This is a genomic window from Rhodococcus sp. MSC1_016 (assembly GCF_023667485.2).
Classification (GTDB): Bacteria; Actinomycetota; Actinomycetes; order Mycobacteriales; family Mycobacteriaceae; genus Rhodococcus_F; species Rhodococcus_F oxybenzonivorans.
This window is the reverse complement of the sequence record NZ_JAMOZI020000001.1, coordinates 57,434-72,863: the sequence shown is the minus strand read 5'-3', so window position 1 is coordinate 72,863 and position 15,430 is coordinate 57,434. Positions and strand designations below refer to the sequence as shown.

At 64.4% G+C, this 15,430-nt stretch carries 15 protein-coding genes; 13 read left to right on the top strand and 2 right to left on the bottom strand.

Translation table 11 applies throughout. The annotated features are described in order from the left end of the window. Window positions 1-23: 23 nt before the first annotated feature. The 11 genes from L1080_RS00320 (at window position 24) to L1080_RS00270 (ending at window position 9,765) form a co-directional block, all read left to right on the top strand. Entirely contained in the window at window positions 24-1,220 is a 1,197-nt protein-coding gene (locus L1080_RS00320) for an FAD-dependent oxidoreductase (protein WP_250772410.1), read from the top strand. After that, entirely contained in the window at window positions 1,217-2,062 is an 846-nt protein-coding gene (locus tag L1080_RS00315) for an SDR family NAD(P)-dependent oxidoreductase (protein ID WP_250772412.1), read from the top strand. The genes L1080_RS00320 and L1080_RS00315 overlap by 4 nt, the downstream gene beginning before the upstream one ends. Before the next feature lie 44 nt (window positions 2,063-2,106). Next, window positions 2,107-3,303, top strand: a complete 1,197-nt coding sequence (locus L1080_RS00310) for a cytochrome P450 (protein WP_250772414.1) — start codon at window positions 2,107-2,109, stop codon at window positions 3,301-3,303. A gap of 4 nt (window positions 3,304-3,307) precedes the next feature. After that, a complete protein-coding gene (locus tag L1080_RS00305) occupies window positions 3,308-4,330 on the top strand; it encodes an alpha/beta fold hydrolase (protein WP_250772427.1) in 1,023 nt (340 codons plus the stop codon). After that, complete coding sequence (locus tag L1080_RS00300) at window positions 4,327-5,112, top strand: N-acyl homoserine lactonase family protein (protein ID WP_250772429.1); 786 nt, start codon at window positions 4,327-4,329, stop codon at window positions 5,110-5,112. The genes L1080_RS00305 and L1080_RS00300 overlap by 4 nt, the downstream gene beginning before the upstream one ends. Window positions 5,113-5,117: 5 nt before the next feature. Further along, the gene (locus tag L1080_RS00295; RefSeq protein ID WP_159924362.1) at window positions 5,118-5,501 is read left to right on the top strand and encodes an FmdB family zinc ribbon protein; all 384 of its coding nucleotides are present in this window, start codon (window positions 5,118-5,120) and stop codon (window positions 5,499-5,501) included. After that, window positions 5,498-6,151 carry an alpha/beta hydrolase gene (locus tag L1080_RS00290; protein WP_250772431.1) on the top strand — a complete coding sequence of 218 codons (654 nt, stop codon included), beginning with the start codon at window positions 5,498-5,500 and terminating at the stop codon, window positions 6,149-6,151. Before L1080_RS00295 ends, L1080_RS00290 begins: the two co-directional genes overlap by 4 nt. Window positions 6,152-6,154: 3 nt before the next feature. Next, window positions 6,155-7,108, top strand: a complete 954-nt coding sequence (locus L1080_RS00285; protein ID WP_250772433.1) for a VOC family protein — start codon at window positions 6,155-6,157, stop codon at window positions 7,106-7,108. Between the two features lie 3 nt (window positions 7,109-7,111). Next, the gene (locus L1080_RS00280; protein WP_250772436.1) at window positions 7,112-7,669 is read left to right on the top strand and encodes an HtaA domain-containing protein; all 558 of its coding nucleotides are present in this window, start codon (window positions 7,112-7,114) and stop codon (window positions 7,667-7,669) included. Between the two features lie 41 nt (window positions 7,670-7,710). Then, the gene (locus tag L1080_RS00275) at window positions 7,711-8,688 is read left to right on the top strand and encodes a PDR/VanB family oxidoreductase (RefSeq protein ID WP_250772438.1); all 978 of its coding nucleotides are present in this window, start codon (window positions 7,711-7,713) and stop codon (window positions 8,686-8,688) included. Between the two features lie 63 nt (window positions 8,689-8,751). Beyond that, a complete protein-coding gene (locus tag L1080_RS00270) occupies window positions 8,752-9,765 on the top strand; it encodes an MDR family NADP-dependent oxidoreductase (RefSeq protein ID WP_159924352.1) in 1,014 nt (337 codons plus the stop codon). 93 nt (window positions 9,766-9,858) lie between these two features. Here L1080_RS00270 and L1080_RS00265 read toward each other — a convergent pair whose 3' ends face one another. Then, window positions 9,859-11,184 carry an MFS transporter gene (locus L1080_RS00265; protein WP_250772440.1) on the bottom strand — a complete coding sequence of 442 codons (1,326 nt, stop codon included), beginning with the start codon at window positions 11,182-11,184 and terminating at the stop codon, window positions 9,859-9,861. Window positions 11,185-11,692: 508 nt separating this feature from the next. Continuing rightward, window positions 11,693-12,283: a TetR/AcrR family transcriptional regulator gene (locus tag L1080_RS00260; protein ID WP_250772442.1), complete on the bottom strand. Its 591-nt coding sequence runs from the start codon at window positions 12,281-12,283 to the stop codon at window positions 11,693-11,695. Between the two features lie 204 nt (window positions 12,284-12,487). Between L1080_RS00260 and L1080_RS00255 the strand changes: the two genes are divergently transcribed. Beyond that, window positions 12,488-13,897 carry an NtaA/DmoA family FMN-dependent monooxygenase gene (locus L1080_RS00255; protein ID WP_250772445.1) on the top strand — a complete coding sequence of 470 codons (1,410 nt, stop codon included), beginning with the start codon at window positions 12,488-12,490 and terminating at the stop codon, window positions 13,895-13,897. A 42-nt stretch (window positions 13,898-13,939) separates the two neighbouring features. Then, window positions 13,940-15,424, top strand: coding sequence for a DHA2 family efflux MFS transporter permease subunit (locus L1080_RS00250; RefSeq protein WP_250772447.1), 1,485 nt, complete (start codon window positions 13,940-13,942; stop codon window positions 15,422-15,424). Window positions 15,425-15,430 lie beyond the last annotated feature (6 nt).

Genomic DNA, 15,430 nt, shown 5'->3' with positions numbered 1-15,430 from the left:
CTGCAGAAGAAACGGAAGAAGACATGACTGAACAGACGGTGCTCATCGCAGGCGCCGGCCCGGTCGGGATTCTCAATGCCCTGGGACTCGCGCGGGCGGGAATCTCCGTCACCGTGCTCGAGCGGGGCAGCGAGGTAGTGCAATCACCGCGCGCCATGGTTTATCACTGGTCCGTGCTCGACGGACTCGAGCGACTCGGGCTGTTCGACGCGGCCGCCGCTCGGGGGTTCCTCAAACAGGGGTACACCTACCGTGTCCATGCCACCGGCGAGCAGGTGTCCTTCGGACTCGACGCACTCGAGGGCAGGGTTGCGCACCCCTACAACCTGCATCTCGGGCAGAACGCTCTCGTCGAATTTGCACTCGAGGAGCTTTCGGCGTTTCCGCACGCGAAGGTGTTGTGGAACACCGAGGTTCACTCAGTTGATCAAGATGACAACGTTGTGCGGGTGAGGACCATCTCGGACGGCGACCCCCTTGTCTTGACCGCACAGTGGCTGATCGGCGCCGACGGGGCACGCAGCACGGTCCGTGAGTCGGTCGGTATCGCATTCGACGGGCACACGTGGCCCGAGCGGTTCGTGGCCACCAACATTCGCATCGATCTCGAAGCTCACGGCTGGCCCCTGACGACCATGCTGATCGACGATCGGTACGGAGCGATCATCTCCAAGATCGACAACACCAACCTCTGGCGGTTCACCTACTGCGAAGACGAGGCATTACCGATCGAGACGGTGCTCGACCGCATGCCCGAGTACTTCGGAGCCGTCTTTCCGGGCATCGACGACATCGAGCTGGTCGCCTTCTCCCCTTATCGGATGCATCAACGCGCCGCTGCCACGTTCCGTGCCGGCAGGGTGCTCCTCGCGGGCGATGCCGCCCACGCCACGAACCCCACCGGTGGCCTGGGGCTGACATCCGGGTTGTTCGACACGTACGTCCTCTACGAGGCTTTGGCCGCGGTGATCGACGGTCGAGTGTCCGACGAGGTGCTCGACGAGTACGCCCGCCTTCGCCGGGAAGTGTTCGTCGACAAGGTCAGTCCCGCAGCGTCGGCGAACAAGAAGCTCGTCTACCACTCCGGGAAAGGTGCGGCGCTCGACGACGCGATGGCCGGGCTGCGGCAACTGTCCTCCGACCCCGACGCCTTGTTCGCGCGGTTGATGTTCCCCAAGTCCTTGGAGACGCCGTCTTTGGTTGCGGAGGTGCACGCATGAAGGTTTTGAATGAGCGGGTGGCGGTCGTGACGGGCGCAGCGAGCGGGATCGGGCTTGCCTTGGCGCGTCGCCTGGGCGCCGAGGGAATGCATCTCGTGCTCGCCGATGTGGATTCAGACGCCCTCGAACACGCCACAGCCCTGGTACGGGCCGACGGTGCGGAAGCCATCGGAGTGCGCACTGATGTTCGCAAGCTCGATGCCGTGCAGGAGTTGGCCGCGCGCACGATCGAGCGGTTCGGTGCGGTGCATCTGGTCTGCAACAACGCCGGTGTCGAGACCGGTGGATCCTTTCTGGAGATCCCCGACGGTGCGTGGCAATGGGTGATGGACGTCAACTTCTACGGTGTACTCCACGGCTGCCGGGTGTTCCTTCCGCTCCTGGCCCAACATCCACAGGCACATATCGTCAACACCGCCTCGGTCGCCGCATTCACCAGCGGCACAGCAACGATGACCCCGTACTGTGTGTCCAAATCGGCCATCCTGAGCCTGACGGAATCCTTGGCCGTCGAACTGCATACCGCGGGCAGCACTGTGGGGATCTCGCTGCTCGCACCCGGCCCGGTGAAGACCCGGATGCCCGATGCGGAGCGGAACATGCCCGACGGCCTCGAACCCGCCCGCGAACCACATCGAGTCGCGCTCATGGAGGAACTGCGGACCAAGGCCCAGCAGGTGGGACTCGAGCCGGCCGAGGTCGCCGACATGACTGTGCAAGCGATCCGGGACAACCAGTTCTTCGTGCTGCCGCATCGCGAGATGGCACTTGCGGGTGTACGCCGGCGTCTGCAGTGGATGGAGACCGGCGAGCTGCCGGCACCCCGCAAGGCCGGTACCTGAGGCCGGCCCGGCCCGTCCCCACCATATCTGAGAACCGAGGAACCATGACTACTGCCGTAACCCATGCTCCAAGTTCGGATTACGACCCGTTCGATGCCGAAGTCTTGCAGGATGTCCATGCGCATGACGGTCTCCTGCGTGAGGTCGCGCCTGTCGTGCACATCGACAAGTACGATTTCTACGCGGTGACCCGCCACGCCGAAATTCAGAAGGCGCTGCGTGACTGGCGCACGTTTTCCTCGACGGATCGTCCGTTCTACCAGCCGAACCCGTTCCGGCCCAATGCACCACTTATGCAGGACCCTCCCGATCACACGCAGACCAAGTCGGTGATGATGCGAATCTTCTCCAAGGAGAACATGGCGAAGATGCAGGCGTACTTCACCGAATCGGCCTCACATCTGGTGGACGACCTTCTCAGCGGTGGTGTGGTGGACCTCGACGGATACCGTGACGTTGCCGCCCGGTACGTGCTGCAGGTCTTTCCCGATGTTCTCGGATTGCCCACGGAGGGCAGGGAACTACTGTTGAAGTTCGGTGATGCGGTGTTCAACGCGTTCGGCCCACAGAACGAGCATCACCACGCCAAGATGCGCAGCGGGGCCCCGGCACTCGCATGGGTCGAGGAAAATATGAAGCGGGAACTGCAGAGCGACGGCGGAATAGGCTGGCAGCTCTACGCTGCCGCGGACGAGGGTGTGATCAGCGAGACCGAGGCCGAACAGCTTCTCAAAGCCGTTTTCGGTGCCGGCTTCGACACCACGATCTTCGGGATCTCCGGCATGTTGCGGGCGTTCGCCGACAATCCGGAGCAGTGGCAGTTGCTGCGTGCCCGGCCTGATCTGGTCGAGTCCGCGTTCGAGGAGGCGCTGCGCCTGTACCCGCCGTCCCGATTCGGTGGCCGGGTCGCGCTCCGGGACACCGAACTCGGCGGAATCACCATCCCCGCCGGAACCAAGCTGCTGCTGATGTGGCTCGGCGCCGGACGGGATCCCCGCAAATGGACCGACCCGGACCAGTTCCGGATCGACCGCCACGACGCCGGAAGCCATCTGTCCTTCGGCTTCGGCATCCACACCTGCGCCGGGCAGGCCGTCGCACGGTTGGAAGCGAAGAGCCTGCTCAGCGCGTTGGTTGACCGTGTCGAGCGGATCGAACTCACCGGTGAGCCCCGCCGCGCGATCAACTTCCAGGCGTTCGGGCACGAATCGATTCCGATCCGCCTCGTTCCGGCCGGTTGAGCCGATGACCGCCACCACACAATCGGCGCACTCGGCCCCGCATCGCAGCGCACCTGCCGCGTGGTTGCGGCGTGGGGAGTTCTGGGTGCATACCGGCACCGGCACCACACGGTGTGCCTCGTACGTCCGCTGGGAAGCGCCCGGCACCGAAACCGGTGAGCTGCCGGTCGTGCTCGTGCACGGCGGAGGTGGACAGTCGCTCGACTGGACCACCACACCGAATGGTGAACCCGGATGGGCGCCGTTGCTCGTCGAGGCCGGTCACCCGGTGTATCTACCGGATCGCCCTGCCCATGGCCGCTCCCCCTACCGTCCTGACGTCCACGGCGACCTGATGCCGGCGGCAGCACCCGCCGACGTCCAGCGACTGTTCGCTCCAGGACCGAACGACAGCCGGCACCGGGCGCACACCGAGTGGCCGTGGACGCGGGAATCGGGGTCCACCCAGTTCGACGCTCTCGCATCCGCAGTGCAGCCCCCTCCACGAAACCTGGCCAATGGGCACCGGCTCGACGGTGACATGCTCGTCGCGCTACTCGAGCGCATCGGACCGGCCGTGGTGATCACCCATTCCGCCGGCGCACCCGCCGGCTGGATCGCCACGCAGCGCCGGCCGGACCTGGTCGCAGCCCTGGTGGCCGTCGAACCTCTCGGTCCGCCCTTCCGCGACCTCGGAGACCGGGGCCGACTCGCGTATGGATTGACCGCGGTCCCGCTCGACAACCGATCCCGCACCGACTCGGTCGATCCGGCGCGATCGCAACGACTTCTCGGACTCGCCTCGACACCGATCGCCGTGGTAACCGCCGATGCCTCGGGCCGTCACGACGACGATCTCGCCACGGTGACGTTTTTGCAGGCCGCTGGCGTCCGCGTCGACCACCTCGTACTCGCCGATCTCGGGTTGCCGGGACACGGGCACGGCCTCATCTTCGAGCGCGGCCACGATCGCACACTGTCGATCGTCCGGGACTGGTTGTCCACCAGCATCACTCGTCACACCCCTCCTGCCGAAGGACTGTCATGACCGTATCCACCGCACTGCGCATGTGGGCGCTCGACGCACCGACAATGGATCTCGATGCCGGAGATCTGGTCGTCGGCGCCGAAGGCATGATCACCTTTCCACTTCCGGCGTTCCTGATCGAACATCAGCGTGGACTCATCCTCTTCGACACCAGTTTCTCGCCGGTGCTTAACGACGACCCGCGCGCCTATTTCGGTGACCTGGCCGAGACCCTCAATATCGTCACGCACCCGGAACAACGCATCGACCGTCAACTCGGAAAGCTGGGTTTCCGCACCGAGGACGTCACCCACGTCGTCCTCTCGCACACCCACTCCGACCACGCCGGCGGCCTGTACCTGTTTCCGCAGGCGAAGTTTTTCGTCGGCCCTGGAGAGTTCGACTGGGCGGCCGACCCGAGCGCCATGCAAGCCCATCTCATGCGGCCTGACGACCTGGCACCGACCCGTGAGTTCGACTGGACGACGATCCGGACGGCACAGCACGATCTGCTCGGCGACGGGTCCATCCAGATCCTGCACACTCCCGGCCACACCCCGGGAGAGCTGTCCTGCGTGGTGAACCTGCCCTCGCAGTCCATCGTTCTGACCGGCGACACCGTCCACCTGCGAGAAGGTCTCGACCGAGAGGCACCCGACCCTCACGACTGGGATCCGGTGGCCGGGCGCGAAAGCATCCGCGCCCTCAAACGACTGCGCGACGACGAAGGTGCCCGCATCTGGATCGCGCACGACCCCCAGGACTGGTCCGCATTCGGTGGGCCACTCGTCGCCCAGGAGTGATTCGAATGATCCTCGTCGATTACCGCTGTGGCGCGTGCGCCGTCACCACCGAAACGCTCACCTGCACCCCTGTCCCGCCACACCGGCTATGCCCGCGCTGCGGGGGCGACGCGCACCGCCGCTACGGCGCTGCCGGACTCACCGGACGCGCCACCGCACCTGCCGCCGGCAGTACCGCGTGTGTCGACAACCCTGATGTCCCCGGACTCTGCCACGTCGGCCCGGCCGCCAAACGCACCCTCATCGCACGTCACCGCGGCGACACCGACACGCTCGCGCGCGAGCAACAGCGGCAACGCGCGGAATACGAACGGTCCGGACCTCCGGATTCGGGCCAGATCCGCGGCCACAGCCACTCGGCGCCCGCACGAAGCGGAGTGGTCTCATGACATCGAATCCTCATCTGCACGGCGACCTGCTGCCGCACGGAGTCCGTGACCTGGGGCAGGCACCGCTGGTGGTGTATGCCGTGCACGGTCGAGGTCAACAGCCGGGGTTCATGGCGGAGGTCGCGAACAGGATCGCCAGGCCGGAAACGGCGTACCTGCTGCCCAGCGCGGACGGCAGCAGCTGGTATCCCGAAAGCTTCCTGAAGCCGCACGAAGACAACGAACCGTTCCTCGGCCACGCCCTCGACGCCGTCGACACCCACCTGTCCCGGATCTCGGACCAGGGAGTGCCTGCAGAACGCACCGTGCTCATGGGTTTCTCGCAAGGGGCGTGCCTGCTTGCGGAGTACCTGCTACGTACCGGTCGCCGCTTCGCCGGTGCGGCCCTGCTCACCGGCGGCTACCTCGGCCCCGAAGAGAAGTCCTGGTCCGCGGGCGGTAAGCCCTTCGACGGGATGCCGGTGCTGCTCGCCACGTCGGCGCGCGACGAATTCGTGCCATTGGCAAGGGTGCATGCCACCACCGAATCGTTCGTCGAACTCGGTGCCTCGGTACGCCTGCATGTCGACGACGACCCCGAGCACCGCGTCAACGACGACGTCATCGATCACACCCGAAAACTGTTCGACACCATCACCAAAAGGAGATAGCCCATGGCCTACGTAGAAGGCTCGCACCATGTCACCCTGTCCGTCGGCAAGGCCCAGGACGACGTCGATTTCCACGTGAAAACCCTCGGCATGCGCTTCATCAAGCGGACCGTCCTCTTCGACGGCAGCAAGCCGATCTACCACCTGTACTACTCCAACGCCACCGGCGATCCGTCCTCGGTGGTCACCACCTTCCCCTGGGCGCAGGCCGGACTCTACGGCAAGCGTGGAACCAACCAGGCCCGCGAAGTACTGCTGTCGGTTCCGGCCGGCTCACTCGACTACTGGCACGGCCGCCTCACCGAGCACAAAGTCGACGTCGACAACCTCGATGTCTTCGACCGGCGCCGACTCGCCTTCCGGCACCCCAGCGGCATCGAGTACCAGTTCGTCGAGAACGACAACGACGAGCGCGAGGGAAACGCCGGCAACGGTGTGCCGCAGCAGTATGCAATTCACGGCATCCACGGCGTCGGCATCCACGTCACCACCCCGGAACGGATGGTCGATTTCGCCAACGACACCTTCTTCTCCCAGAGCAAAATCGCCGAGGAAGGCGACCGGGCAACCTTCCAGGTCGGTAACGCCAAGTACGGCAACTACATCGAACTGACCGCGAACATCAGCGAGGACCAGGGAACCTGGCATTACGGTTCGGGCACCTACCACCACTTCGCGTGGAACCTCGACACCCTCGCCAATCAGGACGAGGTGAAGTTCGGGATGGAAGGCGCCGGATACACCGACATCTCCGAGCTGAAGGACCGTAAGTACTTCAAGAGTGTCTACGTGCGGACGCCCGGTGGAGCCCTGTTCGAGCTCGCCGTCACCCACGAGGACGGCGGCTGGACGTGTGACGAATCGCCGCAGGAACTCGGCAGCAAGTTCATGCTGCCGAGCCAGTTCGAGAACCGTCGCGGGGAGATCTTCGAACAGCTCGAGCACATCGAGGTATAGATCGTGACCCGAACACTGGCGTCGGCCGCTGCCTCCGTGCAGACAGCGGCCGGCCCCGGCCACCCCCCAGCCGGACTCACCTGGGGTATCAAACAAAGTTTCCTCCGCTACCTGTCGTGCTTGCCCGACGGTGGGCACGCCGCTTCCGGCGGTGCCTACCTCAGCGAGAGCAGTTTCTTCACCTTTCCCCCACACACCGACGAGCAGAGAGTTGCGGGTGAACTCCGGTTCCGCGGGGCGATTCACCTCAGCGGCCACGCCGGCCTACTGCAAATTCTCATTGCCGACCCACGCCTGATCCTGCGTGATACCGGAGCCCTCCTCACGGTCGCGAACCGCATCGATGCGCCGGAGGGTTCCGAGCGAATCCCTCTCGCAGAACTCGAGATCAACGACTCCTACAGCACACAGCAAGGCCTGGTACTGCCTTTGATCACTGCCGAACTCACCGCAGCAGGATGCGACCTCTTCGGTGGCCACTACCCGGCCGGTGAACCCCTCGACCCCATCTTCGTATTCGCTCCTCAGCCCAATCTCCGCAGCACCTGGCAGCGGCACTGACCACGCATAGCAACTCGGAGGACCCTCCTATGCACTCAATAATGACCGCTTCCGACTCCGACGCTCATGACACAGAACGCCGCCTGGAACTGACGGTGGCAGGAAAAGAGGTGGTGGCGGAAGGTGTCGTCCGCCTGACCCTCACGTCACCGGACGGTGCTCCTCTGCCTGCGTGGACGCCAGGCGCTCATCTCGACCTCGTTCTCGGTGACGGACTCGTGCGGCAATACTCGTTGTGCGGTGATCCCGCCGACCGCACCCGCTATCGGGTGGGAGTGCTCCGCGAACCAGACAGTCGAGGTGGTTCCCGTTACGTCCACGACACCCTCACCGTCGGCGATGCCGTGGTGGTTCGGGGCCCTCGCAACCACTTCCCGCTCACCGATGCGAAGGAATACGTGTTCGTCGCTGGTGGCATCGGTATCACCCCATTGATACCGATGCTGGCCACGGCGGCAGCACGCGAAGTCCCGTTCCGCCTGGTCTACGGCGGTCGGACCCGGTCCTCGATGGCGTTCGTCGACGAACTGCGGGAGCTCTATTCGGACCGCGTCGAGGTAATCCCTCAGGATGAATACGGGCATCTTGATCTCGCCACCGTCATCGGTGACCAACGTGACGGTGTTGCGGTGTTCACCTGCGGACCGGGACCGATGCTCGACGCGATCGACAAACACTGCAGTGCATGGACTCCCGGAGCACTGCACATGGAGCGATTCCGAGCCAAGGAGTTGCCGGCCGGCACCGTGGATACGGAATTTACGGTCGAGTTGGCGCAGACCGGTGTGACGGTGACCGTGCCCACCGACCGATCGATTCTCGACGTCGTCGAAGAGGCCGGTGTGACCGTTCTGTCCTCGTGTCGCGAGGGCACCTGCGGCACCTGCGAGACCCCGATCCTCGAGGGTGAGGCCGACCATCGGGATTCGTTGCTCACTCAGGAGGAGAAAGACGCCAACGAGACGATGTTCATCTGCGTCTCGCGCTCCTGCTCGAAGCGGATCGTCCTCGATCTCTGACGCCCCGCCGGGAAGCGGCGCGCTAAACCTGACAGCACACGAAAGATCACCGGAGGACTTGCCGTGAAGAATGAAAGTTGGATCGTGGACCGGGCGTCGACCGGCACATACGATCCCAGCTGTTTTCGCCTGTTCGAAGGCCCGATCCCCGCCGCTCCAGACGGCAAGATCGTGGTCCGAACGCTGCTGATGTCACTCGACCCGACGAATCTCAATTGGCTCAAACTCGATCCTCAACTGCAGGCGATACCGTTCGGTGTCGGAGATCCGATGTTCGGTGTTTCCATCGGTGTCGTCATCGAATCCCGCGCGCCTTCCCACGCCGTCGGTGACGTCGTGACGGGAATGTGGGGTTGGCGACGATTCGACGTCGTCGATCCCCTCTTCGTGCGTCCCGCAAAATCTGCTACGGAAATGTCGTTCGAGCAACAATTGGCGATCTTCTCGCACGTCGGGCGCGCGGCAGCAGGCGGCATGACTCTCATCGGTGAAGTGAAGCCGACCGATGCGGTGTTGGTGTCCGGTGCCGCCGGGGCCACTGGCTCGTTGGCCGCCCAAATCGCGAAGGCGCAGGGCTGCCGAGTGGTCGGCATCGCCGGTGGACCGGACAAGTGTGAGTTCCTTCTGGAAGAGTTGAAACTCGACGGTGCAATCGACTACAAGAAGGAAGATCTTCGCGAGGCTATCCACCGGCACTTTCCGGACGGTATCGACCTGTTCTTCGATAACGTGGGCGGAGAAGGAATCGACGCCGTCCTGACAAACATGGCAGTAGGATGCCGGATTGTTGTGTGCGGGGCCATGTCCCAGTACGACATCAGCGAAAAGTCCAATCTGTATGGCGTAAAGAACCTCCCGATGCTCATCTTCCGCAGCGCACGCCTTCAAGGTTTCGTTGCAGATTTCGGTCCACGCAACCAAATCGTAGACGAACTGCTCGACGACCTTGCACAGCGCGGACAGTTGGTTGCGCGCACACATGTTATCGACGGCTTCGAGAAGATTCCCGACGCGTTGACTCTCCTACTCAACGGGAAGAACCAAGGAAAACTGGTGGCGCAAGTTTCTTTCGACTGACACACGGGATGATCGCCGGCCGACCAAAGCCGTCACCACAGTCCGGCCGCACCGCCAGACAGGTCGGTACCGCGCAACTTCCCAGACCACCCTTTACGCCGGTGTCGCTTCCTTCTGTGTACTGGTCGAGGGGTCGCGTCGCCTGGTTCGGTGGCCTCTCGGGGCGGTCAGACCGAACACCAGAATCGAGAGTGCTGCAATTACCAGCGAAGCCGCGCCGATAGCAGTCGCCCACATGTAGCTGCCTGTGCTGTCACGAACGAAGCTGAACACGTAGGGGAAGGCGACACCCGAGACCCCGCTGAATGCGAGGGCGGTGGCGTACAGCGTTCCGAAGTTGCGCCGGCCGTACTCCTTGAGCAGGAAGTATGCGCCGAAGTCCGCCTCCGCGCCCTGACTGGACGCCACTAGCATGACGGCGACTGCCGTCAGGAAGACCGGGAGGGTTCCTACTGCCGTCATCGCCAAGGACCCCAGGGCAGCAATCAGCAAGAACGATACTGCCACTGCAATCTTTCGTCGGGGAAACAGGTCGAGTAGTGTCCCGGCGCTGAGCCGGCCGACAATTGTTCCCACGCTGTACAGCGTGGTCATCGTCGTCGCGACCGCCAGGCTCGCTCCCCCATCGAGCAGGATCGGTTGCAAGTTTGCCAAATAGGCGGAGGTTGCGGCGGTCACTGCGACGATACTGAACGAGAAGATCCAGTACCGGGGCGTGCGAAGCACCTGTTTCACGCTCGCCTCGGACTCGAGTGCATCCGCCGAAGCCTCATCGGAAACTGTCGAGAAGCCCTGCTCCCGGTCGCGAGGACGTTCCTGAATACCGAAGATCACGGCTGGCAGTGAGATCAGCAGCGCAAATCCGGCAAGTACCAGATAGCCCGCCTGCCACCCCGCGCTGTAGATAACCACGGTCACCAACGGTATTGCGATCAGCGGCATTACAGCCGAACCGGTTCCGACCAGACCGAAAGCCTTTCCAGCTCCCTTGTCGAACCAGACGGTCACCGCACGATTGAATGGGACCATGTACGCGAACGAACCCATGATTCCGATGCCCACAGCCAACCCGTAGAACGTAAGTTTGCTGACCGGCAACGTTGCAAACAAGATCAGCAGCACCGCGTATGCGACGACTCCCGTCGAGATCGTTCGTCGAGCGCCCCACCGATCGGATGCCCTACCCGCAAGCGGCCCACAGGCCGTGAGCAGCATCAGGACAATCGGCGACACCAGCACCTCGCTGGTACTCCAACCCGTCGCTTGCATCGTCGGCTTGACGAATACACTCGCAGTAATAAGGAAGAGAACCGAGGCAGACCCATACCCGACGAAGGCGGAGGCGACCGTGCGGCCGCCGCGTCTCCATTCCGTCGCCTCGGTGGTCGGCACGGACTGAGAATCGCTGGTTGAACTCATTTGTCCTCACATCACATAGTTTTCGTAGGAATGTGTTGGTAGCGCTCTAGGTCGCGTTCTTCCACTACAGCTGCGTACGCCTACGGCAGCGACCAAATACTGGGCAGGAGAGATGAATACCCGAGCCGCCATCCGTCGTGGCGAAGCGATTCACACAACCGCTCTCGACCATCCTGGTATCCAGTTTCACGATCTCACGCTCCCTCGGGCGGGAACTACACCCGCATGCGAAGTAACTGAACAACCAACTAGTCTTCCTGTCAAGCCCCCACTATGATCGAAGGACCAACGCGAACGCGACGCGGGCGTGGCGCGAGCGAGCGCTATCCCCGAAGCAGCGACATGCGCCCTACGCACTCGACGGCCTGCGCGGGTCGAGCACTTTCTCAACTTTCGGCCGCGCAAGAACTTGCAGTGTGCTACGCCGATAACGGTTTTCGCTGCTCGAATGCCACGCGATCACGCACGCCTTGCGCCGCCGGTTCGGATCCGCCCCGAACCTCAGTGATCATGGAGTCTCGTTCGCTGATGCGTATCCGTCTCTGATCAACGCCCGGAGGTGCGATTGAGACGACTCATCTGCCAGCGACGAACCTCTGGCCCAGCTCAAGGCCAGCGCGGTCAGGAAGAGGTCACGCGCTCGAAGCCAGCGTGGCGCCTTTCCGTCGCGCTGTGCGGCACCTAGGAACTGGCCGGTCAGATCGATGAAGCCGGAGCAGCTGACCGCGAGGGGATTGTGTTCGGTGAGGAAAGCACTGCGCAGCGGCCCGGGCAGGCCCTCGAACGCCCCGAAGAAGTCTTCGAGCGCGCCCATCCATTGCTCCAGGGCCGCGCCACTGTCGACGAGCTGTTCGATCCGATGCTTCTCGGACACGATCTGGCTCTCGCGCTTGCTCAGCACCTCGGCGAGTAGCGCATCACGCGTCGGAAAATGGCGGTAGAGGGTTGCCGACCCGACCCCGGCGTCACGTGCCACCGCTTCCAGCGAGGTGCCTACCCCCTCCTCGGTGAAGCGTTTTTCCGCCGACTCCAGAATTCCTGATCGGTTCCGTTCGAAATCCGCCCGCGATCGACGACCTCGCGTCTCACCACTCGCCATGTTCCACCTCGAGCTCTCACCAGAACGCCGCACTCACGACGCCGATTTGCTAAACGGGGTGGTCCCCCGTTTATTATGTGGGGGCAGCCCCCGCTTCAGTAGCGTACCTCGCCACTCCAGCCACCGAGCAGGACCGTCCCCTGTGCTGCAGCCGCTACTTCACGGCATCGACAGCGTCGACGACGACACGAAAGAGAGCACCGCGTGACACCTCACGAGGCATCCACCGAGACCGAATCTCCGGCAATTTCCGCTGACCCCCGAGCCGACGGTTCGAGCAACATGCTGCTGTGCCTGCAGCTGACCAGCGGCTACGGAGCTCAACCCGGCTCATGGCGGGCGTCCGGGGCGAACCCCTCCAGCTACACGGATATGGACCAGTTCGTGCGGTATGCCCAGGCGGCCGAGCGTGGAAAGATCGAGCTGCTCTTCTTCGCCGACACCCCTGTGCTGGATGTGAACCTCGAGCACGAGGCTCCTCACTTCGCGATCGACCCACTGCTGGTCTTGACCGCGATCGCCCGGGAGACCGAGCGGATCGGTCTGGTCACCACCTCCTCCACGACCTTCAACGAGCCCTACAACCTGGCTCGCCAGTTCAAGGCTCTGGACGTGATCAGCCACGGCCGGGCCGGATGGAACGCAGTCACCACCTCCAACGCCGCCGCCGCGGCGAACTTCGGCCGCTCGGTTCCTCCGCGCACCGAGAAGTACCAGCGCGCCGACGAGGTCATCCAGGCGGTACAGGCGCTGTGGGGGAGCTGGGAGCGGGACGCCTGGGTGCACGACGTCACCGGCAAACGGTTCGCCGACATGAGCAAAATCCAGCCGATCAACATGCGGGGCCGCCACGTCGCCGCGCGTGGACCGCTGCCCATCCCGCCGTCCGAGCAGGGCCAGCCCGTCGTCTTCCGGGCCGGCGGCGGCGGGCACGGGCTGGAATTGGCCGCCCGCTACGCCAGCGGTGTCTACGCCAATCCCTTCACCATCGAAGAGGGGCAGGCACACCGTGCTGCGCTGCGCCGGGCAGCCGAACGCGCCGGCCGGAACCCCGACGAGGTGAAACTGTTCGCCGGCTTCATGCCGAGCGTCGCGCCCACCCGCCGGGCGGCCCTGGACCGGCGGCGTCGGCTGGACGAGTCGGTCGATCTGGCCCAGCGTGTGACCTACCTCGGCGCGATGATCGGGCTGCGCCTGAGCCCGGGTCAGCTCGATGAGCCGCTCACCGCCCGCCAGCTCGCCGACGCAACCCCCAACCCAGCGGATCCGCGCTCTGCCCGCGCCCTGGAGGTCGCGCACGAAGGCTGGTCCCTCCGAGACGTCCTCGCCCACGGGGTCATCGACTACCACCCGGTCGTGTCCGGCACCGCCGCCGACGTGGCCGACCACATGCAGCGGTGGTTCGAGGCCGGAGCCTGCGATGGCTTCTCCCTGGCCATCGACGTCTACCACGACGGCATCGACGCGTTCGTCGACGAGGTCGTCCCACTGCTGCAGCGCCGCGGCCTATTCCATAAGGACTACGAGGGATCCACCCTGCGCGACCACCTGGGCGCGCCCGCCCAGTACGGGCTCGACCCACGCCTCGCCGGCACGGCCCTCGTATCCCGCTGACCACTCACCTCCGACCCATCCTGCCCAGACAGAGAGCACCCCATGACCAAGACCACCCACGACACACTCCCGGACACACCGCCCGCGACCGTCACAGCTCCCGCATCCCGCACCCACCCCGAGGAACGCCTGGCACCAGGGAGCACGCTGGTCATCGGATTGCTGATGGTGTCGGCGTTCATCGTCCTCCTCAACGAGATGCTGCTGGGCGTGGCACTTCCCACCCTGATCCTCGATTTCGGCATCACCCCGAGCGCCGGGCAGTGGGTCACAACGGGCTACATGCTGACGCTGGCCGTCCTCATTCCGGCCACCGGGTACGTGATGCGGCGGTTCCACCTGCGCACGATTTTCCTCGGTGCGCTGTCACTGTTCACCGCCGGGACGGCAATCGCTGCCCTGGCACCAGGCTTCGAGGTCCTGCTCGCCGGACGCATCGTGCAGGCAGCCGGGACCGCGGTCTTCATGCCACTGTTGATGACCACGACGATGCGCCTCGTACCCGCCGGTCGCCGCGGCCAGACCATGGCTCTGGTCACCGGCCTGACCGCCGTGGCACCGGCTGTCGGTCCCGCGGTCTCCGGTGTCGTGCTGTCTCAGCTGAGCTGGCGGTGGCTCTTCCTTCTCGTCCTGCCGATCACCCTGGCAGCGCTGGCACTCGGGGCGATGAAACTCCGCAACATCACCACCCCGGAACCGGTCACGCTCGACGTCCTGTCATTGCTGCTGTCGGCCATCGGATTCGGCTCCCTCGTCTACGGCCTGGCCTCGATCGGTGAGGCCGTCTCGGGCCACACACCCCTCCCGCCCTACCTCCCGATCACCGTCGGGCTCGCCGGCGTCGCGGCGTTCGTATACCGGCAGATCGTCCTGCAACGTGACCGCGACCCGCTCCTCGACATGCGAATCTTCAGCACCAGATCGTTCACCCTGCCACTGCTGGTCATGGTCATCGTCGCGCTCAACGGCTTCGGCACGCTGATCGTCCTGCCCCTCGTGTTGACCCACATCGTCGGTCTGAGCACCTTCGCGATCGGTCTCTTCCTGGTCCCCGGCGGGGCCCTCATCTCGATCGTCTCCGGTCTCGGCGGACGGGTCTACGACCGTTTCGGCCCACGACCACTGGCGATTCCCGGCGCGGTCGTCTGGACGGCGGCACTGTGGTTCCTCAGCCGCATGGACGAGCACACGAGTGTGGCCACACTTCTGGTGACCTACCTCGTCATCTCTGCTTCGCAAGCCCTGATGTGGGCGCCGATGACGACGACCGCGTTGGCTTCCCTGCGTGCCGATCTCTACCCACACGGCACCGCAGCCTTCACCACCGTCCAACAGCTCGCGGGGGCCGCCGGTGGTGCCGTACTCATCTCCGCCTACACCATCGGGACCAAGGACGCGGGCACACTCAGCATGGCCCAATCCGTGTCCGCCGCCCAGGCCGCCTTCACCACCGCCGGAATCATCGCCCTCGGCGCCGTCCTCGGCGTTTTCTTCGTCCGCAGATCACCCGTTCACAGCGAGAAATGACAAAGG